Origin of the sequence: Nocardia sp. NPDC005746 (assembly GCF_040630785.1) — a bacterium.
Taxonomy (GTDB): Bacteria; Actinomycetota; Actinomycetes; order Mycobacteriales; family Mycobacteriaceae; genus Nocardia.
Genome location: NZ_JBEXYE010000006.1, coordinates 125774 through 147850, shown reverse-complemented (window position 1 = coordinate 147850; position 22077 = coordinate 125774). Strand labels below are relative to the sequence as shown.

The 22077-nt window shown below is 62.5% G+C and carries 20 protein-coding genes and 1 tRNA gene; 10 read left to right on the top strand and 11 right to left on the bottom strand.

Features of this window, described 5'->3' with window-relative positions:
- Positions 1-131: 131 nt before the first annotated feature.
- The 5 genes from ABZ412_RS13790 to ABZ412_RS13770 all read right to left on the bottom strand — a co-directional run bounded on the left by ABZ412_RS13790 (position 132) and on the right by ABZ412_RS13770 (position 6441).
- Entirely contained in the window at positions 132-842 is a 711-nt protein-coding gene (locus ABZ412_RS13790) for a histidine phosphatase family protein (RefSeq protein WP_357280289.1), read from the bottom strand.
- 995 nt (positions 843-1837) lie between these two features.
- A complete protein-coding gene (locus tag ABZ412_RS13785) occupies positions 1838-2386 on the bottom strand; it encodes a hypothetical protein (RefSeq protein ID WP_357280287.1) in 549 nt (182 codons plus the stop codon).
- Between the two features lie 321 nt (positions 2387-2707).
- The gene (locus tag ABZ412_RS13780; protein WP_357280284.1) at positions 2708-3265 is read right to left on the bottom strand and encodes a hypothetical protein; all 558 of its coding nucleotides are present in this window, start codon (positions 3263-3265) and stop codon (positions 2708-2710) included.
- 338 nt (positions 3266-3603) lie between these two features.
- Positions 3604-5370: an arginine--tRNA ligase gene (argS, locus tag ABZ412_RS13775; protein WP_357280282.1), complete on the bottom strand. Its 1767-nt coding sequence runs from the start codon at positions 5368-5370 to the stop codon at positions 3604-3606.
- A 447-nt stretch (positions 5371-5817) separates the two neighbouring features.
- The gene (locus ABZ412_RS13770) at positions 5818-6441 is read right to left on the bottom strand and encodes a TetR/AcrR family transcriptional regulator (protein ID WP_357280279.1); all 624 of its coding nucleotides are present in this window, start codon (positions 6439-6441) and stop codon (positions 5818-5820) included.
- A 133-nt stretch (positions 6442-6574) separates the two neighbouring features.
- Here ABZ412_RS13770 and ABZ412_RS13765 point away from each other — a divergent pair, with 133 nt between their 5' ends.
- From ABZ412_RS13765 to ABZ412_RS13755, 3 genes are all read left to right on the top strand, one after another.
- Positions 6575-7456 (top strand): alpha/beta hydrolase, encoded by an 882-nt coding sequence (locus ABZ412_RS13765; protein WP_357280277.1) that lies wholly within the window; start codon positions 6575-6577, stop codon positions 7454-7456.
- Between the two features lie 324 nt (positions 7457-7780).
- On the top strand, positions 7781-8470 hold the full coding sequence (locus tag ABZ412_RS13760; protein ID WP_357280274.1) for a hypothetical protein: 690 nt from the start codon (positions 7781-7783) through the stop codon (positions 8468-8470).
- 440 nt (positions 8471-8910) lie between these two features.
- The gene (locus ABZ412_RS13755; protein WP_357280272.1) at positions 8911-9846 is read left to right on the top strand and encodes a hypothetical protein; all 936 of its coding nucleotides are present in this window, start codon (positions 8911-8913) and stop codon (positions 9844-9846) included.
- Positions 9847-10034: 188 nt separating this feature from the next.
- On the opposite strand, the gene ABZ412_RS13750 is transcribed toward ABZ412_RS13755, so the two are convergent.
- From ABZ412_RS13750 to ABZ412_RS13740, 3 genes are all read right to left on the bottom strand, one after another.
- Positions 10035-10949, bottom strand: coding sequence for a hypothetical protein (locus ABZ412_RS13750; RefSeq protein WP_357280269.1), 915 nt, complete (start codon positions 10947-10949; stop codon positions 10035-10037).
- 8 nt (positions 10950-10957) lie between these two features.
- Positions 10958-12157 (bottom strand): ATP-binding protein, encoded by a 1200-nt coding sequence (locus ABZ412_RS13745; RefSeq protein ID WP_357280267.1) that lies wholly within the window; start codon positions 12155-12157, stop codon positions 10958-10960.
- Positions 12158-12315: 158 nt separating this feature from the next.
- Positions 12316-13050 carry a transposase gene (locus tag ABZ412_RS13740; RefSeq protein ID WP_357280841.1) on the bottom strand — a complete coding sequence of 245 codons (735 nt, stop codon included), beginning with the start codon at positions 13048-13050 and terminating at the stop codon, positions 12316-12318.
- Between the two features lie 880 nt (positions 13051-13930).
- Between ABZ412_RS13740 and ABZ412_RS13735 the strand changes: the two genes are divergently transcribed.
- Positions 13931-14587, top strand: a complete 657-nt coding sequence (locus ABZ412_RS13735) for a hypothetical protein (protein WP_357280265.1) — start codon at positions 13931-13933, stop codon at positions 14585-14587.
- Between the two features lie 79 nt (positions 14588-14666).
- Here ABZ412_RS13735 and ABZ412_RS13730 read toward each other — a convergent pair whose 3' ends face one another.
- The gene (locus ABZ412_RS13730) at positions 14667-15359 is read right to left on the bottom strand and encodes a GntR family transcriptional regulator (protein WP_357280262.1); all 693 of its coding nucleotides are present in this window, start codon (positions 15357-15359) and stop codon (positions 14667-14669) included.
- 228 nt (positions 15360-15587) lie between these two features.
- Between ABZ412_RS13730 and ABZ412_RS13725 the strand changes: the two genes are divergently transcribed.
- From ABZ412_RS13725 to ABZ412_RS13700, 6 genes are all read left to right on the top strand, one after another.
- Positions 15588-16427: a hypothetical protein gene (locus tag ABZ412_RS13725; protein WP_357280261.1), complete on the top strand. Its 840-nt coding sequence runs from the start codon at positions 15588-15590 to the stop codon at positions 16425-16427.
- Positions 16424-17089, top strand: a complete 666-nt coding sequence (locus tag ABZ412_RS13720) for a hypothetical protein (protein WP_357280259.1) — start codon at positions 16424-16426, stop codon at positions 17087-17089. Before ABZ412_RS13725 ends, ABZ412_RS13720 begins: the two co-directional genes overlap by 4 nt.
- A 147-nt stretch (positions 17090-17236) precedes the next feature.
- The gene (locus ABZ412_RS13715; protein WP_357280257.1) at positions 17237-18280 is read left to right on the top strand and encodes a hypothetical protein; all 1044 of its coding nucleotides are present in this window, start codon (positions 17237-17239) and stop codon (positions 18278-18280) included.
- Positions 18277-18999 carry a hypothetical protein gene (locus tag ABZ412_RS13710; protein WP_357280255.1) on the top strand — a complete coding sequence of 241 codons (723 nt, stop codon included), beginning with the start codon at positions 18277-18279 and terminating at the stop codon, positions 18997-18999. Before ABZ412_RS13715 ends, ABZ412_RS13710 begins: the two co-directional genes overlap by 4 nt.
- A 167-nt stretch (positions 19000-19166) precedes the next feature.
- Positions 19167-19367 carry a DNA-binding protein gene (locus ABZ412_RS13705; protein WP_357280253.1) on the top strand — a complete coding sequence of 67 codons (201 nt, stop codon included), beginning with the start codon at positions 19167-19169 and terminating at the stop codon, positions 19365-19367.
- Between the two features lie 56 nt (positions 19368-19423).
- Complete coding sequence (locus ABZ412_RS13700) at positions 19424-20632, top strand: tyrosine-type recombinase/integrase (protein WP_357280251.1); 1209 nt, start codon at positions 19424-19426, stop codon at positions 20630-20632.
- Here ABZ412_RS13700 and ABZ412_RS13695 read toward each other — a convergent pair.
- Together ABZ412_RS13695 and fmdA are read right to left on the bottom strand one after the other, a co-directional pair.
- Positions 20633-20706, bottom strand: a tRNA-Leu gene (locus tag ABZ412_RS13695).
- Positions 20707-20805: 99 nt separating this feature from the next.
- The gene (gene fmdA / locus ABZ412_RS13690; protein ID WP_357280249.1) at positions 20806-22059 is read right to left on the bottom strand and encodes a formamidase; all 1254 of its coding nucleotides are present in this window, start codon (positions 22057-22059) and stop codon (positions 20806-20808) included.
- Between the last annotated feature and the right edge of the window lie 18 nt (positions 22060-22077).

The following is a 22077-nucleotide window of genomic DNA, read 5'->3' as shown; positions in this document are numbered from 1 at the left end:
CTCATCATTCCGACTGCTGGGTGAAGCGGGCTTCGAAGGTGAGCAGGTCCGGGGGACCCTGGACCGAGATACAACTGCGCCCCGGTGCCATCGATTCGGGTCGGTGACATCCGGGGCGCGGAAGGGGTGAATCAGCCGAGGTCCGGGTGGCCGACCCACTCGACGATCGTCCAGCCCTTCTGCGGGTTGCCCTTGAGGACGACGCGGCCGCCGTTGCGCATCGGATCGGTGCCGAGTTTGCTCTTGTCGGCGTTGCTCGCGTTCATCATGGCCCAGAACATGATGGTGCCGCCGTGCGAGAAGATCACCGGGTTGGCGCAGTTGCGGCGCTGCACCTCGACCAGTGCCTGATCGACGCGGCCGTCGAACTCGTTGCCGTCGATGGAGCCTGGAATCCGTGCGTTCAGGTCGCCGGAGAGCCACTTGATCGGAGCCTGCAGGTACCCGGACATCGCCTGGGCCTCCGGGGTGCCCTCGTAGTCGCCTGCCTCGATCTCCCGGAAGCCGGGCTGAATGTTGAGGTTCAGGTTGCGCTTGGCGACGGTCGGCGCCGCAGTCTGCTCGGTACGCACCATGTTGGACGCGAAGGCGCAGTCGTAATTCTTGTCGGCCAGCTGGGTGGCCAGATTGTCTGCCTGCGTCCGGCCGCGCGCGGTCAGGTCGGGTCCGGGCACCTTGGTGTCGATCAGGCCGGAGGTGTTACCGAGGGACTCGGCATGGCGCACCAGGGTGACGACCATGTCACCGGCGCTGCTGCCGGCGCTGCTGCCGGAGCTTCCGAGGTCGAGACCGGCGGACGCGACGCCGGTGGTAGCGGTTGTGGCCGCGACCGCGGTCGCCATCACCGCAATGGACCATCGAAGAGAACGGATTCGCATGGGTGGGAATGCCTTTCATCGTGGCGAACGCCACTTCAGGTATGCCGAAGAACCGGCATTTGGAGTGTCGCGTCTCACAGAAGCAGCTATCTGCCCGAATCAAATACGGGGTATCCCATTCATCGGGATCTTTCGTGCACCGGACCGCGGCAGGCGAAACCACCTTGCGAACGGCATGTCGACTCACGCGACCGGCCCACCCGGCCGTTCTCGATGCCCCCGATCCGTCAGGGACCTGGGAAGATCACTCCGTCCCGCTCAGGCGGATCATGGCTGAACCGGCTGCCGAACCGCGAGCGCTGCCCCCGGGTCTGCCGGTCGTGGAAGGCGTGTTCCTGTTCCGCCAGTTCGGGCTCATGATGGGTGCGGGCTGAGCGCTGCGGCGCGGGCGCGAGGAGCGGGTGGCGAAAAGGCGCGGGTTTCATCGTGGGCTGCGCCGAGGTGAAGTAGGCGAAGTGGTGTGTCCCGAGTTGGATAGAAGGGTTGATCACCTATGAGCAACTCGAATAGCAAGCAGCCGAGGGGGTAATGTCGAAGGCCGCCGTAACTGCTTGTCCCAGAGACTGTTCCGGGGACATAGGGCAGAGTATCAACTGTCCGGTCGATTTGGGTGAGCCGAAGTGCAGTGCGTGTCAACGATCGCTGGTTATGCCCCAGCGCAAATTGTCGAACCGACACCATCCGGCCTCGGAGTTTGCCATCAGTCTCGACGGTGTTGACGCGGCAGAAGACTCGCGACCTTCGCAAACCTTGTTGTCGGTTTGTGCCCCCGGTCGGGTTCGAACCGACACTGTGCGGATTTTAAGGTGGCACCTCTTGGTGTTTGAAGACTTGTGACTGTTGCTGACGACGCGCGAATCATGCTCTCTACGAGCATATTCGCGCGTTTGCCGTATTGGCGGGGTTGACTGCGCTCAGAGTTGCGGCGGGCCCTGGGCGGGCCCGGCGCGCCATCCCGTCTAACGTGGATGGGTATGGCTGTTGGTGTGGCCGAACGCCTTGAGTGCTTGCTCTCGATAGATGTACCGCTTGTTGCTCACCTCTTCGCGCAGCTTGCCGCAATCGATGGAGTTTGCGGTGTGGTTGGGGCTGTCGAATCCTTCTGACCACCATTCGTCGACCTTGTTCGAGTAGTCGGCGATTGCGGCATGAAATCCCAGCAGGGGCCTGATCAGTTCTTCGGGGCCGGCTAGCTCGGGGGCGCCCCGTCCCTCGCTGAACTGGGGCCACAGGGCCAGGTACTCGGTGTGAAAACGGTCTGCGGTCTCGCCGCTTTGTCCAGCTTCCAGGGCAGCTGCCACTGTCCGAGTCGCTTCGATGACACGGTCAGCGCGGAGCAGGTACTCGCGATGCTCGGCATATTGGCGGTCGAGAATCGAATGGTCACGAGCCGCAAGCGCAAGTAGACGTTGATTCCGGGTGGTGGCCCAGTTCACGGCGAACGTCCCACCACCACCGATCAGGGCTCCCGCGAGCGTGAACAGCCCAGTCGTTACATCAGATGCCATGGCGCACAACGTATCCGAACTCATCGAGGGGTGTTCTCCTAATCAAGACAACGACCTTCTCGATGCGAACGAGACCTTGATCCGTATTGTCTGTTTCTGGTAGCTGGTGATCTCGTTTGCTCTGCAAGCTGACCAGCGCTCTTACCTGATGACTCCGTTGGCTGGGATGGGCAGCCAACGGCAGTGCTGCGGACGAACTGCGGACGGCGGCGGCCCATCTCGGTGATGAACCGATGGGCATGCTGCGCTGCTCTGGCCACACTGAACAGCGCGGTATGCGGCAATGTAGTGCGTCGCAGAAGGCGCACCACGCGTCAATAGCTATCCGCCCCAGAAGCCGATGATGTCCTTGCCTGCTGTCTTCGATTCACGCAGCCAGTCGATGAGGTAACCATCAAGGTCGTCAGGACCATCGGGAACGTGGCCCTCCCACTCCTCCAACTCCTCAGCACAGGATTCCTTGCTCATGTAGCCCCACCCGTTCCGCTCAGCAACGTTAAAGCTCGCCGCCAAACCCGGAACGCTCGGAAAAGGGTCCTCACCCATCATGCTTGTGGCCAGATCTTCGAGGGCCTCGGGCAGATACCGGTCCCCGAACCGGAACTGCACGTCACCGCCGTTGGCGGCCAGTGCGTCACAAATCAATTCCAGTGCCTCGATGTAATTCGAGGCGAGCCCCTCCTCGAACGGCCCGCCCGCGAAGATCGCCCGCAGGGCGGTCTTGTTTCGCTCGACATGATCGTCCTGACCCGTGGACCTGAAGGTCACCGACAGGCGCGACCGTTTCAGAATCCTGTCCAGGAGCTTCTCGTCCTTGGATCCAACGACGGCCTCGAGCTCGGCCAAGTCGAGAAAGTAGACATGCAAGATCTGTGACACGACGCGAATCCTAGCCAGCAACAACGACACTCAGGCCCAGTGCATGCCATCGACAATCGTCCTCAACTCGGCATTACAGGGCGTTTGCAAACGGTGTTGCCGCTGTAGAGGTTCGACGCCGAACGCAGCCGGACGGCATGGCGTCACACCGGCGCGTCGAACAGCTCTGCCGGAGCTTGCGGCCGCTGATCGCATTGTTCGGCCCGTGAGGTCCAGTGGCGCGAAAAGTAACGCTTAAAGCGTGTCTTTTCTCGTCACAGTCTCATGGGCCTACTCAATACCAGTGCGACGGCGGACAGCACGGCCGCGCGCATGGTCGGCGGCCGTGCTGGAGCTGGTCACAGCCGCACTGGTGCCGCGATGCCGAGCAACTCGAGCCCGTGGGCGAGCGTGCGAGCGGTCAACTGGCACACCGCGATCCGGTTGCTGCGGGCGGGTTCGGGTGCGGCCAGGACCGGGCAGGTGTCGTAGAAGCTGGTGAACGCGCGCGCGAGATCGTAGAGGTAGTTCGCCAGGCGGTGCGGCTCGAGCGTCGAGGCGACCTCGCCGAGCACCAGGGCGTAGTCGTCGAGGGTCAGCAGCAGGGCCCGTTCGGCGGGTTCGAGTGCCATGGTGGTGTCGACGGCGACGGTGTCGGGCACTGTGGCCTTGCGCAGGATCGAGCGGATCCGCGCGTGCGCGTACTGCAGATAGACCCCGGTGTTGCCGTTGAACGCGGTCATGCGGGCGGGGTCGAACATGTAGTCCTTGACCCGGCTGGTCGACAGGTCCGCGTATTTGACCGCTCCGATGCCGGCTTGCTCGGCGATGGCGTCGAGCTCGGTGGCGGGCAGTTCCGGGTTCTTCTCCGCGACGATTGCCCGCGCGGCCGTGACTGCGTCGTCGAGCAGGTCCATCAGCCGCACCGTGCCGCCGGCGCGGGTTTTGAACGGCCGCCCGTCGGGGCCCAGGATCGTGCCGTAGGCGACGTGAGCGACGTCGATGGCATCGGTCAGCCAGCCGGCGCGGCGCGCGGCTTCGAAGACCAGCTGGAAGTGCAGGGCTTGGCGGGAGTCGGTGACGTAGAGCAGCCGGTCGGCGTGCAGGGTGGCGATCCGGTAGCGGATGGTGGCCAGGTCGGTGCTGTCGTAGCCGTAGCCGCCGTCGCTCTTGCGGACCATGAGCACGGCCGGGGTGTCGTCAGGACCGTTCACGTGCTCGGACAACACGACCACCGCGCCGTCACTGTCGACGGCAACGCCCTTGTCGAGCAGTTCGGTGACGGTGTCGGCCAGCATCGGGTTGTAGGTCGATTCCCCGGCGTAGTCGTCGGGGGTGAGCAGGACACCGAGCCGGTCGTAGATGGCGCCGAACGCCTTCTCCGATTCGGCCACGATCTCAGCCCACCGCGCCACGGTCGCAGCGTCCCCGGCCTGCAGGGCGACCACGCGGGTGCGAGCGCGATCAGCGAAGGCGGGATCGGCATCGAACTGGGCGCGCGCGGCCTTGTAGAGCCCGTCGAGCGCGGAGACGGTCGCGTCGGTGCCGACATCGTCGGCGTGCCAGGGCTGGTCGGGGTGTTCGTCGATGTACTGGATCAGCATCCCGAACTGGGTGCCCCAGTCGCCGAGGTGGTTGGCGCGCACGACGTCGGCGCCGAGGAACCCGAAGAGCCGGGCCAGGGCGTCGCCGATGATCGTGGTGCGCAGGTGACCGACGTGCATTTCCTTGGCCACGTTCGGGGCGGAGTAGTCGATGACGATCCGCTGCCCCGCCGCGGGTTCACCGACCCCGAGCCGGGTATCAGCCAGCCGCGCGGCCAGCTGCATCCAGATAGCCGCGTCGCCGACGGTGATGTTGAGGAAACCGGGCCCCGATGCCGCCGCGTCGGTGATCACCGCGTCGCCACCGGCGGTCAGCTCACCGGCGAGCGCGGCGGCCAATCCCGCAGGTGGCTCGCCGAGGCTTTTGGCCAGTGGCAGTGCGGCATTGGATTGGAAGTCGGCCCGGTCCGATCGGCGCACCACTGGGTCCGCTCCCACCGATTGCGGGCGGGCTCGCACGATCGCCTCCGACACAGCGGTAGCGACGTGTGCGAGCAGCGGCACGACAGTGGCAGCACTCACCTCAGGGTCCTTTCATCGAGAAGGTCAGGGGTATCGAAGGATTCAGTATCTCAGTGCCCGCCAGCCGGTTTCGGTCCAGCTAGACATGTGAGGGCCAAATCCGCCGGATCCAGCGGTAGCCCGCTATCGCAGGTAGCTTGCGGAGTCATGACCGCTAAGCGTGACTTTTCGCGTCACTGGCCCTCACAGGCCTTCTTGCACACGTCGCGATCGGGTCCACGGTGCACGAGCCCCAGGCCCTGTAGCCGGGATACGCCGCTGGCCGAGCTATTGTCGTTGGTTCGCGCTTTCGCTGCCGGAACCCCTCATGGCCGGTTCGGTCAGCGCGGTATGCGGCAGAATAGTGCGTTTCGCCAGCGGCTACCGCGGGTTCGCTGAAAGCCTTGTAACCACCGTGACCGTGAATACGCCGTCCCCGGTCGGCGGCTGGGGTGGGGTGGGGTGGGGTCAGTTTGGATCGTGCTGATGGGTAGGGCTTTCGGTTGTTGATCCGAGTATGCGATCCAGTAGAAGGTCGACGAGATCGAGTGCTTCGTCCGGAGTGCCGTATCTCTGGAGCATGCCCTGGGCGAGTCCGCCGATCGTCGCGGTGACGAGTGCGGCGTCGCGCTCCGGTGACGGGTCCGTACCTCGGGCTCGTGCGATTTGCCCGGCGACGATCGTGGTCAGGGCGTTCGGTGCGGCGAAGGTTTGTTCCGCGGTGATGCTCTGGCCGGTGACAGCCGCCCAGCCGAAGGTGCCGAGCACGATCGTTTCCTCGCGGCGTTGCTCGTCGAGTGGGAGCAATTCGGTGAGCAGTGCGTGGATCTTCGTGCGGGGGCTGGCGTCTTCGCCTAGCGCGGTCCACCGTCGCATGAAGCGGGCGCCCGCGTCCTCCATCACGGAGCGGTGGGTCGCCAGTAGGAATTCTCGCTTGGTTCCGAAGTAGTACTGCACCAGTCGTATCGACATCCCGGCTTCGGCGGCGACTGTTTGGAAGGTGACGGCTTCCATGCCGCCGCTGACGATGATCCGGCGTACGGCGTTGGTGATCTGTCGCCGCCGAGCGTCATGGTCGACCAATCGTGGCACGGACCCTGCCGCCTTCCTGTGAGTGTCGAACGATCCCGTGGGCCTTGATGGTACACACATACCACTTATGTGATACGTTCATACCATCAAGATTGATACGTTCGTACCGTAAACCGAAGAAGTGGGAGGGCTCATGCCGAAGATTGGGCGGTTCACCAGCGACAAGGCCAAGACGACGTACCTGCGGACCTACGACGCGATCTCGGCCGACTGGCCGGTGCCTTCGACCGAGATCGACGTCGAGACGAAGTTCGGGACCACGCGAGTGCGCAAGTCGGGAATTGGGGAAGGACTGCCTCTGGTGCTCCTACCCGGCATGCCGGGAAACAGCCTGTTCTGGCTGCCATTCATCGAGGATCTCGCCCGCGACAGGGTCGTCTACACCCCCGACGTCATGGGCTGGGCCGGCCGTGTCGAGCAGAAGGTGCCGATCCGCGACCACGACGAGATCGTCGAGTGGCTCGTAGAGCTCCTCGATGGGCTCGGCCAGCAACGCGTCCACCTGGCCGGGTACTCCGACGGCGCTTGGCTGGCTTGCCTGCTCGGAGTCCACTGCTCACAGCGTCTGGCGAGTCTGTCCATGCTGGAACCGGGTGGGGCAACCTTCGCCAAGCCGCGATGGAGCTTGCTTCTGAAGATGGTCGTTGCGGGTATGCGGCCCACCCGTGAGCGCATGCAGAATTTCGTCCAGTGGCTGACCCCCGGTGTCGTGCTGAGCGACAAGGAATGGGCGATGGCGATGGCGGGGTTCAAGTTCCGGTTAGCGTTGCCGTGGCCCAAGCCGTTCACCGACGAACAACTCGCTGCTATTACCGCACCGATGCTGGTGCTGTTCGGAGAGACCACACGCGCCAACGACCCCGAGATCGGAGTGCGACGCCTGCGCGAGTATGCACCTACCGCTGACGTCGAGGTCTATCCCGGCGTTGGTCACGAACTGTTGTGGGCCGTTCCGCAGAAGGTGGTACCCCGGCTCCTCGGGTTCGTCACCGAACATGACGCGATCCGGGCATAACACGATCCGGGCATAACAAGCGGGTTCGACCGAGCGGCGCACAGAAGAAGCCGCAAATCGTGCAGTGTCTCGTGAACGATCGTTCACGAGACACATCGGTGGTGGCTGGACGAAGATGGCGCCCGCGACTTGACGGACGACGACGAGGACGCCGACTGAGTTCATTGTCCTGCGAGCCCGCTTGAGGCACGACATTCGGCAGTAGCGGACGTTCTGCACCGCACCGGGATCCGGTCGCCGGCGCCCCGCGCTGGCCGGTTCGGTCAGCGCGGTATGCGGCATTACAGTGCGTCGTATGTCGGCTGCGATAGCTACAGTCGCACCGTGGTTGAAATCGCTGTACTGCGCGCCCTTCCGGCACCTGACGAACTGCAGCACAGGTCCCGTGTACTGGCGCTGCTCGACTGTGTCCTGGGCGGCATGGCACCGACTCACCCGACTCGAACGTACCGTTACGTCGAGGACTGGCGTCCCGGGGAATCGCTGGCCTCGATGGACAACGGCGCTGGTGACGAATACTCCATCGTGTTCAGCAGCGCCGGGACGTACGTGCGCGGGTTCGACCACCATTCGGAGCTGAACACATACGGCCAGAGCGACACCGGTGAGCTGTGGCCGGGGCTGACCGACGGGCTCCCTGCCCCCTTTCACCCCTACGTCATCGATGCGGCCTTCCGGTTCGACGAGGAGCCGACCATGACCGTCTGCCTCTGGCGACTGTCCACCGACAGCGGTTGGCAGACAAGCCAGACCGTTCACCTCGATGAGGAGGACTTGAACGGCGACGGCTCGGATTGGCTGTTCGACCAACTCATCGACTGGTCCGCGGAGCCCAAGGCCGACCACTACCGCCGCTATTTCGATCTGCCAGCTGATCCTGACCATGCTGCACTGCACGCGATTATGGAGGGCGCACCGATCACGGCCGATCTCGTATATCGGTTGAATCCCGACATCGACCTTGCCATCGTGACCGAAGAGACCGCGATCTCCGGGATTCCGGTCAGCTTCTGACAGAAGCCATCGCAGAAGAGCCTCGCCCAGACAACCGGTCATCGGCATGAGCGGACGTCCCCAGCGTCTAGAACCGAACGGCCGGTTGATCCTCCGCCGTGCGGCGCCGGCGGACTCGCTCAGCGCGGCATGCGGCATGTGCGGACACAGCAACGGCCCCGAGATGCCTCGGGGCAGTTGATCTTCAGCTTGGAGCTTGCGACATCCGCTTTAGGAGAGCGCACTTAGTCTGTTTTGCCGGGTATGCGCAGTGTTGGGATCGTTGGCTGAGGTGGTGTGACCGGGCCGCTTGTCGTTGGGATCGTTGGTGAGAATCAGCGGCGTGGGGGACTGCTGCGTACGATCTGCGTACCGAGTGCGGGGTTGGCTACGAAGCCTAGGCGGGGAGTTCCGTGGAAAATCAAGTGCGTTGCTGGCGGTGGAATCAGTAGCCTGCCATGATGCGCTACAGCGTGTCGATACCTGCGGGAATGTCCGACCGATTGACCGAAGTCGCCGAGTTGCTGCGAGGATGCCGGGAAGCCTTTTTGCGGATCCGTGACGATCACCATTGGGTGCCCTCCGAATCTTCCTCCGCCGCTGTTGATTTGACTGAAATCGGGCAGATGGATGGGGTGCGTGACGAGCGTGTCGTCCTTGAGATGGTCGCTGCGTATCTCGAACTCGCCGTTGGCAACTGCGCGGGACTAGCCGCCCTCTACGAGGCCGTGGAGGTGGTGACTTCGCCGGCACAGCTGGTCCGCGCGGTCCTTGAAGACTGCGCACGGGCTTACTGGCTGATCGGATCAGATCCGGTTTCCGCACCGGAAGATCGGCTGGCACGCAGCTACATCGACCATGAAATCAGCGCTGTGGACAAGCAGAAGTATGCTGCCCGGCTCATGGGTAAGACCTCCTTCGGATACGCACTGGCCAGGAGCGAGTTCAAGGACCTGCGCGCCGAAATCAAGAAGGCGTTTCCGGCGACCAGTGGTACGGATTTCGATGCGCCGGTCACGATCAATGGGCAGAAGAACATCGGTCCGACCGAGACGGTCAAGTGGTTCTACGCGCTCCGGCGTGGCGAGGGCGGCAGTGACATCGGTGAAGGGATCTACATCCGCCTCTGCAACCAGACCCATCCGACGATCTCCTCGATTCGCGACCGTCGTCGTTTCATCAGACACGGTGAGCACTTCGGTAGCCATCAAGTAGTCAAGTTGAGTGAGCTCGAAAACCTTGCTCGCCTCGCTGTTTCGGCTGTCCACGTCACGTTGGCTTGGGTCTATCGGTACTGCGGATGGGATTTCGACCCTGACCATGAGTTCGAGGACTTGATCGAACGCACGTTTCCTGGTTCCCTTGCCGATATTGCACCGGATACTCCGCACGTTTAGGGGCGGTGAGGCGGTCTCGGCCAGCGGTGGATCGGTTCCAGAACTGGGGACTGTTCTTCTCCGTGCTTCCTCATACAGGCCATCTTCTGTGGAGGGAGGGCGTGTCAAGGGCTCTTGCGGCCCACTGCGGGCTTGGGCAACCGGATTCAGTCGCCCGAGCCCGCACAGTCCCATTTGTCGCTCGGATGCTACTCAATCAGAGTTTCGAAGCGGTCGAGGTAGTATCTTGTTGTCCTCCTGCTAAATTGGGCAGAACCTTTGACTGCCTCAAACAATGCTTCTTTATTGCCCAGCTTTGAAAGTCCGAGTCGATCAGCTTCTTCGTTCGCGGCAGACAGTAGCTGGGCACTAAGCCATTTCCCCTTGAGGAGTGCGACTTCTTGCCTTCTGCTGTAGAATTGTCCAATTCGTCCGTTGGCTTTCCTAGCCGCCTCCTCGTATTGGACAATTCCGACCTTTTCAATTATTGCGTCCCTGACGCCCCTGGTTGTTGCTTCGTCGACCTTGCCGTCGGGTAAAAGCCGTGGCGGTGTGCCGAGAGATGGGCGTCGGATACCGCAGTAGTGAGCTGCTAAGCAAATCTCGAACCACGGGCGCCAAGTGCGCGCGATTTGCTCCCGCCATTCATGTAGGCTGGCTACGACCACGCGTGCTTCGATCGCGGTGGTCGAATATGCACGACGAATAAATCCCTCGATATCGAAGTCGTCGAAGACATGAGCTTCCACATCCGGAAGCTTTGTGTATGTGAGATTCTTAGCTCTTCGAATACCGCCCGCAATTCGGTCATGGTCGGCATCAACGCATAGCATCAAGGCCGAACGCGCAGGGGGCTTGCCATTTCCGATTATTCCCTGCCGTTCCATGTATTCGAAAAGTTCAACGACCCTCTTCTTCCCTCCGGTGCATTTGAGTCCGCGAGTGACCAGCCTAACCGGGAATATTTCGTGCTGTCCAGGCTTTAGAAGCCTCGATTGGCGACATACCTCGTCGTAGAACCAGCTGTCCGTCTCGATACCCTCAACTACCAGGAATAGCCGAATCCGGCGGGACATGGATACCCGCGCGGCGAACGCCTCGGGAGAATATGATGGAATTGTCACAGTGGCGCCTAAAGCTCCCGAATGGAGTCTGCGGGAACGCCGGCCACTACCTCTGGCGAGTGTGTGGCTAGGACTATTTGCGCTCGCTCGTTCACCGTACGCATGGATTCGATAAGCGCATTCTGCCAATCGACATGCATCGACAGCTCGGGCTCATCGATCATGATGACGTCTTCTTTTGCCATTAGGCATTCGAGAAGTATTAGCAGTACTTGCTTCTCTCCGCTTGAGAGTACATCGATTGCGATTTCTTGCGAATCGCTACCGATGATTGTAATTTCTTTCTCTAGTGAGAGCTTCTTTCCACCACTGTACAACGAATCGATAAGCTGCTCTATCTTCCTGGACGGTGCATGCGCATCTGCCACCAACCGTTCGACCTCTGTAATCCTTGATACCACTGTTCTGAGAAGCGGATCCTCTTTGTAACGTTTCAGGAACCTGTGCTTCGGTGCATTCACAGGAATGCGCTGACCAGCGAAGAATTTCAAAAGAGAAGTGTAAGCCGCATCCGCATCCCTAGTCGATTCATGAAGGATTAATTCATCCGATTCTGCGCCATTGAGGACAGAAGAAAATATCCCCGCAAGGCCCTCCTGCTGAATTTGCCGCTCTTGAATAAGCTCTACCCGAGAGTAGACCTCCCAGATACGCTCGATTCGACTCGCAAAAATTGCATCATACTCGATTTCGGTGACCTCTCGGTAGCCTGCGTTGGAGCGCTCGCGTTCGGTCACCGATGTAAGGCGCGATGTTGGTAGGTAACGATGCGGAAAAATTGACTGACTAGATTCGCCGCCGCCTGCTGGGAATCTTTCGCCAATGGGTTTTCCGTCATCCAGGTAGTACTTCCATCCGCCGTTTCCCTTTTGCAGGCGGCGATACATCTCGCGCTGCCGCAAAGTCATCTCGCGTGCAGGCAGGCCCATTGAACTTAGCGCGGAAAGTTTCTCGAGAAACTCATCCTTCGATATCGTACAGACAATCGTCTCGTTATCTTGGACAATCACAACTTGCGCTGTTCTAAATGGCACACGAAGTAGGTTCTCGACATTGTTTGTCATTGCGCAGTCGAGAATTTTAAGAAGGGAAGTTTTCCCGGAACCATTGAGCCCGTATAGAACAGTTACGTCGTCCGTGAAATGAACTTCCTTGGTACCTGGAGCGCCAGCGAGTTCAGTTACTGTCGCGGAGACAAGTTTCGCCATTTCCCCCTCAATCCGGTGTGATGGTTGAATCGGAATTACCTTACCCTGGTTCGCCGTAGGCTGCCGTTTTTCCATGGAGTGTCGGGATGGAATTGGGACGACTAAGGGATGTCCCGTAAGTCTGGGTCGGTGACGGCGATCGGTCCGCCGACCGGGAATCAGTAGCCATGGGCGAGGTTGGCCAGTGTCGCCACCCCTGCCATCGCGACACCCACCCCGTCGCCGCGTAAGCGGCAGTCGCGCAGGATCTTCCAGGTCTTCATCCGGGCAAAAGCGTGTTCGATACGGGCACGGACCCTGCGGTGGGATTTGTTGTGAGCCTGTTTCCATTCCGGTAGCTCGGCACCGGGCACCCGGCGTTGCGGGATGATCAGACCGGTGCCCTGGTAGCCGCCATCGGCGATCACCACCGCGTTGCGACAGGCGTGGGCGGCACCGGACTCGGTCCAGGCGCGACAGTCGTTGCGGTTGCCCGGCAACGGTTTTCCGAGCGCGACGACGAGTTCGGTGTCGGCGTCGATCACGACCTGATGGTTGGTGGAGTACCGGTAGTTCTTGCTCTGGGCGGCGACCTTGTGATCCTGGGTCGGGACCAGGGTTCCGTCCACGATCAACACCGCGCCGCGCGGGAACCGGGCCCGAGGCCGTAGCGCCAACGCCGGTCCGAGGTCGTCGATCACTGGGGCCGCGGCCGACTTCGAGACCCCGAACACCGCCGCGAGTTGACGCATCGTCAGGTTGGTCCGCCAGTAGGTGGCCACCAGTAACACCCGGTCTTCGAAACACAACCCCCACGGTCGGCCCCGCAACGGCCGGTCGATGCCCTTGCGCCGCAACCCGGTGATCAGGCGAGCGAACGTGCGTGGCCGCAGCCCGGAGAACAACTCCACCATCACCGGATCTGTCGCCGAGATCACCACCGGAGAAACGATACCCGTTGCCGCTCAATGACTTACGGGACATCTCTTAGGTATCAATCCGTTGATCCTTACGGATCGATCCGGGACTCGCGATCATGAGGTGATCCAGATGGATCACCTGAGCCGTTCGGCGATTCAGCACGTAAGAGGGGAGTCCTCTTGGACGCGTAAGAGGTGATCCCTTCGTTATGGTCCTTCTGCGTACGCACCCTGCACCGTGCCGCCGCCTGCGCTCGCAACCCCTCCCGTTGTGGTCCCCTCCCAACGCAACTCACATGCCCACGCAACATCTGCACCCACGCGCTCGCCTTGTGGTCCCTCCCTTTGTGGTCCTCCCTCCACCACCTGACACCCCCAAATCCCTTGTCCTCCACCATACCGTCGTCCCCTCTCTGTAACTCTGGTCTGGTCTGGCCGAGACTATGTCCTCCGAAGGGGGATATAGTCTCGGCCAGACCAGACCAGAGTCCTGCGCCGAAAGGTGCAGCTCAGGGGGTGTGATGGAGGACAAGGGGAGCGGAAAAGCCCCGGAAAAGTTGGTACAGGCAAAGTACGGGCAAGGTACGAGCACTCTTCGAGCAGTGGCGACCACTCGATACGACAGACCGTCCCGCTGACGCGAGTTTCGCCGACACGTTCATGATCGGTTCTGGAGCAGGTCAGAATTGAGGGCATGACGGACCTTGCGTTGACGGCGGAACGTCGAGAGGAACTGAGCGCACTCCTCGCGGACGCGCACAAGCTGCGGAGTGAGTACCCGCGAGTCGCGGACTACCTTGACGTAGCTGCTGGGCTCCCAGGGACCGGAGACGACCGAGCGGACGCAGCGTTCGACCTCAGACTCGTTCATTACATGACCGGCGACGAGGCGCTCAGTGCGAATCCGTACTGGGACATCGTTGGCCCGTCGGTCTCCGACCGCGATGGTCGGAGGGTGGTGGACGGCGGCCGGCCGAACGGTAGCGCTCGTTTGGCATATGCACAAACGATCCTTCAAGCCGCCTACGCGTACGCGATTCCCTCCCCCGAGACCCTTTCCTGGATCGCCGAACAGTGCGCTGGCATGCCGATTGTCGAGTTGGGTGCAGGGCGCGGCTACTGGGCCGCGTTGCTTGCGAAGGAAGGGCTTGAAGTCGATGCGTATGACTCAGAGCCGCCCGACGTGACGGCGAACATCTCCTTCCCCGCAGCTGCCGGGAAGGACCCGGATGCCTGGCATCCGGTCGGTGACTTGAAGTCGTTTGATGCCCGAATCGAGGGGGCGGATCACGCGTTGTTTCTCTGCTGGCCACCCGGCTGGGGTGACTCGATGGCATCGCAGGCGCTCCTGGGCTACGAGCGACTGGGCGGGAGTCGATTGATCTTCATCGGCGAGCTGAAGGGCGGCAAGACTGGTGATGACGCGTTCTTCGACTTGCTGACTTCTCAATGGAAGATGGAATCGCAAGACCTACAGCATGTTTCGTGGTGGAACCTTCGCGATGTCGCCCAATGCTGGGTTCGACGCTAGCCAGCGTAGCTTCGCGACACGAGTGAGGGCGGGCCAACCGGCCCGCCCTTACCATTTTGATTTTGATACAGAACGTAGGTCACTCGCTGGGTGATTGCTTTAGCTGGTTGGTCAGCGACATGCGGAAGACGAAGGCGTCATAACGGTCCCGCGGATACGAGATGTCCGACAGCATGAGCACTTGTTCGTCGGATCCGAGATAGCGCTGATGGACGGCCTTCACAAGATCACCGGAGGGTGTGCCCAACCAAGTAGCGTGCACCTTCGCCGGAAGGCGATCGGCCACAGTCTCCTCCAGGAATGCGGCAGTGGAGATGTCCGGGCCGTCCACCGGCTGGTACGTATCGGAGATGGAGATTGGTCGACCGTCCTCGCTAGCGCGGGTAACGATGTGCATCACCTCCTGGTCGTCGCTAATTCCCAGTGCGTCAGCGAGTTCCGCCGATGGGTGTACGCGTTCGCTCTGCCGCTCGATCTGGACCGCACCTTGCGCCTCATGTCCGAAGGTCTCCTCTGGATCTTCCATTTGGCGTTCCGGAGCCACCCGCACGAGGCTGGGATGATCCGTGACGAAGGTGCCACGGCGTGGAACTGTCCGGACCAGACCCTGACGTTCCAGTAGCTGAATGGCCTGAATAACAACGATCTTCGACACATTGTGGCGGCCGACTAGTTCGTTCAGGCTCCGGAGCTGAGTACCTGCTGGCAGCGTGCCATTTCGGATCTGACGTGCATAGTCGGCGGCGATCGCTACATACGCGGGCTCATTCATCGGTGCTTCCCTTCCGGCCATGCGGCGGACTTAATGAAAACGATTTCTATCCTACACAGCTGTGTATGCACAGTGTCCTCATTCGGGCAGCGCGGCGCAAGGTGTTGTACATACACAGCTGTGTATGTACAGTTGGTTTGGTCAGAGCTGACCAAGACGGACCAGCACTGACCGATCAAAAGAAGACTCCCCAGCAGTTCCAGCTGCCGGGGAGTCGGTACCGAAGCAGTGTCCGCTGCTTCGGCTTTCACTTCAGGTTCTGAAAGGCCACTGAAGCATGTCCAGTGTAGAACGCTGTGCCCTGGTGCCGAACCGGGCGCTATCAGCGGTGATACCGATTCCTGCGCCGTCTGTGCGCGCTCGTCGGGAACGGCGGTGGGATCGGTGAGGATCAACGGGAAGCAGGTTGGACCGCTCTCGAATGTCATTCGGTTTCCGGTCCCCGCGCAACCGCTCTCGGGGCCGGACGACCGGCGCGGCGCGGAGGTCGATGCTCAGCCGAAACCACAACGGAGGGAGGTGGTTCCGAACGAGCATCTGTCACTGGTGATGGAGTCGCTCGGGATCACCCCCACGGGCCTGGCGCATCGCATGCGTGCGGTGAGCGAGAGTGACGGCGGACGGCCGGTGCATCTGAAGCACACCAATATCGTCGGGTATCGGGACGGGTTGCATGATCCGAAGCCGCGGACCCTCGATGTGATGCTGACGGCGTTGTCGCTGAAAGCGGGTCGCCAGATCACTGCCGAGCAGATCGGTTACACCGCACCGACACCGGCGCAGCTGCGGTCGAACATCTGGAAACAACTCGACCCGTTCACTGCAGACGAACCGTATTTCGACACCCCCCGCACCAAGGAATCGTTGTCGGAGTCCGCGGCGCCGCGTCCAGGGGTAACGGCTGATCGGGAATGGGACGCGGCTCGGGCGGATCGGTTGCGGTTGATGCTCGAGATGGCCGAGTCGAGTGCTCCGCTCAAGGAGCGCGACATTCACCACGACGGCGTTCCCGGCCGTTCGGTGCAGGCGCCGGCGCGTCCGGCGGTGGATCGGCGGCAGTCGCGATGAACCACAACGAGGACCGCACCGATACGGACGCGTCGGGTCGGACGCGTCGACTGGGTTCGGGTACGGAGTTGAGAGCGCTTCTGAGGAAACGGCATTGGCAGACCCACAGCACGTTCCTGCGTGAGTACGACAAGGCGGCCAAACGGCTCGATCCCGATTTGGTCGGGCGTGGTCCACTCAAGGCCCAGTTCTATCGCTGGCTGTCCGGTGAAATCAAAAGCCTTCCGTTCCCTGATCATTGCCGGGTCCTGGAGGAGATGCTGCCCGGCTACACCGTGGACGAACTGTTCGCACCCGCCACCCCGTTGCTCAGTGTCCAGAAAACTGGACAGCACCTGCCGGACGATCGGCGGCAGGTGGTTCACAGTGAACCACCTGAGCCAACCGACTCACGTGACTCGGTAGTCGGTTTCCGTACGTCGGCGGATGTCGCGGGCCGAAATCTGCGGGCGGGTCGCGCAGGTGATTCAAATGAATCACCTGACTCATTGGTCGGTTCTGGTCGTGCGCGTGACCAGCGGGAAGTCACGGCGGCGATCGATGTGCGGGTGCGTTCGCTGATGAGCTGGATCGGTGACACTGCCCCGATCAAGGAACGCGACCTGCGAGCCGAGTCACCTACTCCGCCGCGTCCGGCTCGAGATCGTCGGATGTCGCGGTAATTCGCACCTAAGGGCGCTCGCGACCGCGACGTGCGCGCCCTCCCTCGCCACGGATGCCCCTTCGTGTGCACTGCCGGCTCCAATTGATTTGAGATGTGCTGAACACCAACGGTTTTCATCCTTCTCGCTGTCGTGAGGAATATCTGTATGAATCGAAACAACCACACCCGGCGCCGTCGATCCAGCGACCGCTACACGGGTCTCTCCGACGACGAACGCGACGCCGTGATTCGGAGCCTGCGGGAACTCGGTGAGAGCTACCGCGACATCGCCGAACGCCTCGGCACTACGGCCCGCCAGGTCGAAACCGTCCTTGGTGAGGTTGCAGCCCTGCATACCGCCGGCCACTCCGACGCCGAGGTCGGCCGCCGCGTCGGCCTGCCCCGCTCGACCGTTCATCGGCTGCGAGGCAAGGTCGAACCGCGCTCGAACCTGCGCAAGGCCACCGCACTGACACTGCTGACCCAACACGGCGGAATGCAGCTCGACCTGCTCAGCATGTTCTTAGGGATGGAACGACCGCATGTGTATGTCCTGGTTCGGCAGCTGCGCGAGGAAAAGCTCGTTCGACCGCTGGAACGGGTGCAGGCGGGCGATAAGTGGGTGGTCGCGACTTCGGCCACCGCATCGCGGTTCCTTGGCTGGCCGGTACAGAATTGGCGGCCCTCCCTTGGGCGTGTCGAGCATCATCGCGCGGTCGCGCAAGCGCGTCTGATGCTTGTCGGTGCGGATCTACAGGCATGGGTGTCGGAGCGGGAGTTGTGGCACCGTGCCCAGCGAGCGTCCTACCAATCACGCTCCAGACGAACGGAATTCGCCGCCGGACGGGCTCACATCCATGACGGGTGGTTCTTCGGGCGCCTCATGGGCGTGTCCGGCTGGTGGGCGGTGGAGGTCGAACTCACGCCGAAGTCCCCGCTCGCGATGGATCGAGCACTCCTGGGAGCGATCCGCGCGGCCCGCGACAGCGAGTCCGAAGACATGGTGGGCGTGCTGTATCTGTGCCGCACCGCACGCGTCAGCGACGGCGTGAACGCTGCTGCCGAGCGGCTTCCGCCGGAAATCAAGAACCTCGACCTGACCCTCGTCGTGCGTGACTTCGACGACGAATGGGGCCGCTACCTCGCCAGCGGTGTCACGAAACCCACTGCCTCCCAACTCCGTACCCAAACCTTGAAGGACCTCTCGTGATCAATCACTCGAAACTCACACCCCGTTCCGTCCAGGCCCTGGTCGGGCTGACTGAGATGCGCGGCATGCAGATGGACGTTCTCGCCGACTTCATGGGCATCGGCCGCACCCAGGTCTACAACCTGGCCAACCAGCTATCCGCGGCCGACGTGGTGCAGCGCATCAGGACCGTCCAGTACGGCTCGAAATGGGTGGTGCCCACCCGTGCGGCGGCCGGTTGGGTCTTGGGCTGGCGGCCCGGTGAGTGGCGGCCTGAACCGAATTTCGCGGCGCATTGCCGCGCGGTCGCTCGAACCCGTGTCGCGCTCGGTGCGTGTGCGACAGAGCAGTGGGTCTCTGACCGGATCCTGCGACACGACAACCCCGGCCCGGGCCTGTACACCTACGACGGGCAGCTGCTGCAGCCGCATCGGGGCGCGGTGGCGGTGAAAGTGGATACCAGTCGGAACCTGACCGGTGCGCAGCTCGCGCGACGACTCAATGCCGTTGTGCGACAGGCGCACCACGACGAATGCGACGAGATCCTCTACGTCTGCGACGGCTACCTCACCCCCGACACCATTGCGACAGTCGCGCGACAGACCCTGCCCGATATCCCCGACCTGGTCTTTCGCGTGACCAGCCTCGACAAACTCGCCGCGACCGAGCGCATCCACTCCCGCGCCTCAGCAGGCCGAGGCGACAGCATGCGACAGCGTCCGACAGGTGGTGCGCACTGATGCGACAGCCCACCAACCGTATACGCACCATGCGACAGCCCAATGTCGCGCACTGCGACACCTCCTGCGCACCGCGCGACAGCTCGTGCGCACCCTGCGACAGCTCCTGCGCTCGCTGCGACAGCGTGCGCACCAATCCCCACACCCCGTCTGCCCGAGGAGATTCCATGACCACCGACCGCTACCTTCAGGCCAACGACTGTGAAGCCATGACCGGTATCCCTGCCGCCACTTGGCGGTACTGGGCATGGGCCGGAACCGGCCCGGAAAGCTTCAAGCTCGGGCGCCGGCGTGTCTGGCGCGAGAGCGTCATCCATGCGTGGATCGCTGAGCAGGAAGCCGCCACGAAGCGCGGCGGGACTGCCTAGCCATGTCCGGTAATCGGAATCCGCGGGCGGGTGTCGATGATCGCTGGTACAAGACCGTGATCGAGATCGATCCCGCCACAGGGGAGAAGAAGCGCAAGAGGGTCGAGTCCAAGAAGTTCGGGCGTGGGCAGCGCTGGCAGGCGCGATATGTGGATCCGAACGGCAAAGAACGTTCCCGCTCGTTCGGTACGAAGCTCGCCGCGCAGAAGTTCCTCGACAGCGATGTCACGACTAAAGTCGTCACTGGGACGTGGGTGGATCCGGATCGCAGCGGCGTCCTATTTCGTGTCGTTGCAGAGAAGTGGTTCGCCACCAAGAAGTTGCGCAAGCCGAAGACCAAGGCCGGATACCGCTCATTGTTGGATCGAATCGTGTTGCCACGTTGGGGTTCGGTGCCACTGCGGGACATCGAATTCGAGGACATTCAGACCTGGGTGGTGGAACTGCTGGAGTCCGGGAGCTACCGCTTCAAGGGCCGTGGCTTGTCCGCGTCGCGGGTTATCCAGGCGTACCAGGTTCTCGACCAGGTCTTGCGGTTCGCGATCAAGGGGCGGCGTCTTGCGGTCAATCCTGCCGAGGAGGTGGACTTGCCGACAGCCTCGCCCGCCGAAAAGCGATACCTGACACACGTGCAGGTGCTGCGAACGGCGTTGGCCGCTGGCCGGTTTCGTCCGCTGGTGTTCACTTTGGCCTACACCGGAATCCGCTTCGGCGAAGCGGTAGCCCTGCGTGTCGCGTCGGTGGACTTGGACCGCCGGCGGATCTTCGTAGCGCGTTCGGCTACCGCGGTCACCGGTGAGGGTCTGGTGGAGACCGACACGAAGAACCACACGACTCGCTCGGTGCCGATACCGGCGTTCTTGGTCAAGGAGCTGACTAGCTTGATTGCCGATCGTGATCCGGATGCGCGGGTGTTCGAAAGTCGGAAGGGCGGCCCACTGCCGCTCGGCGAATTTCGCTGGGCCTTCGATCACGCGGTCGAGGCGGCCGACGTGAGCGGCATTGTGCCGCACGGACTCCGGCATACCGCCGCCTCGCTGGCGATCAGTGGCGGCGCGAACATCAAGGTCGTACAGAGAATGCTCGGTCATAAGACCGCGACCCTGACGCTCGACCTGTATGGGCACCTCTTCGACGATGACCTCGGCCCGGTCGCCGACGCAATGAACGCTGGCGCGATGCTCGCTGCGGGCCACCTGCGGGCCGCGATCTTGGAAGCCAGTCTAAAAGGCGTGTCCGAGAGCGATTTACCAGCGGTTTTGTAGTGCCCCCGGACGGGCTCGAACCGTCACTTGGCGGATTTTAAGTCCGCTGCCTCTGCCAATTGGGCTACGGGGGCGTCTGGGTCAGACTACCGAGCCGTACGTTCGTACGGGTAGCGCGGAGGGGGGTGATTCTCCCTGGGGCGCCCGGCACGAGGGCGTGCCGGGCGGGGGGGTCAACGGGTCGATCGGGGCGCTCCGATGCCTGGGTCGATCTTGGTGGGGCCGGAGGCGGTGGGGGTGATGGGGAAGTCGAAGATGGCGGTGGGGAGGTAGACGGTGGCACAGGAATTGGGGATGTCGACCACGCCCGAGAAACGGCCCTCGATGGGGGCGGCGCCCAGCAGGAGGTAGGCCTGTTCCCGGGAGTAGCCGAAGTTGGTGAGGTAGTCGATGGCGTGCAGGCAGGCTCGTTCGAACGCCAGCTGGGAATCCAGATAGCGCTGTTCGCCGTCGAGGGTGACCGAGGTGCCGGAGAAAGCCAGGTACTCGGAGTAGACGGGGCCTTCGTTGCCGGGGAGGAAGACGGCGTTCTCGGTGACGCCGTAGAGCTGCATACCGTTCTTGATGAGGTCCACGCGCAGGTCGATGAATCCGCCCATTTCGATTGCGCCGCAGAAGGTTATCTCGCCGTCACCCTGAGAGAAGTGCAGATCGCCCACGGAGAGGTTGGCGCCGGGCACGAAGACGGGATAGAAGACACGGCTGCCGCGGGTCAGGTTCTTGATGTCCTGGTTGCCGCCGTTCTCGCGGGGCGGGGCGGTGCGCGCGGCTTCGGCGGCGACCCGATCGAATTCGGTTCCGGCCAGCGCGCCGAGGATGGCGTCGCGGGGCTCGGGTGGCAGGGCGAGCGGGGGGACGCGCTCGGGATCGGTGGCGATCAGCGCGGCTTCGCGGGTGTTCCAGGCGCCCAGCAGGCCGGCTGAGGGCGCGGTGCCCATCAGGCCGGGATGCATGATGCCGGTGAACTTCACGCCGGGGATGTGGCGGGACGTGGTGGTGTGGCCGCTGAAATCCCAGATGGCCTTGTAGGCGTCGGGGAAATGCTCGGTGAGGAAGCCGCCGCCGTTGTCGGTGGGGAAGATGCCGGTGTAGCCCCAGCCTTGACCGGCCAGCGGGCCCGAATCCTCCTGCGGGATCGGGCCGATATCGAGAATGTCGACGATGAGCAGATCGCCGGGTTCCGCGCCGGTGACGGCGAACGGGCCGGACAGGCAGTGCACGGTGGTCAGCGGAGCGTCACGGACGTCGTCGGCGGAGTCGTCGTTGCGGATCGCGCCATCGAACCATTCCCGGACGTGCACACGGAATTCCGTGCCGGGTGTGACGGTGACGGCGGCCGGGATGTCGGGATGCCAGCGATTGTGGCCGACGAACTTCTGGTCGGTGAACTTCTTGCCGGAATCGAGCGGGAACAACAGTTCGGGCATGGATGGATTCCTCCTCGG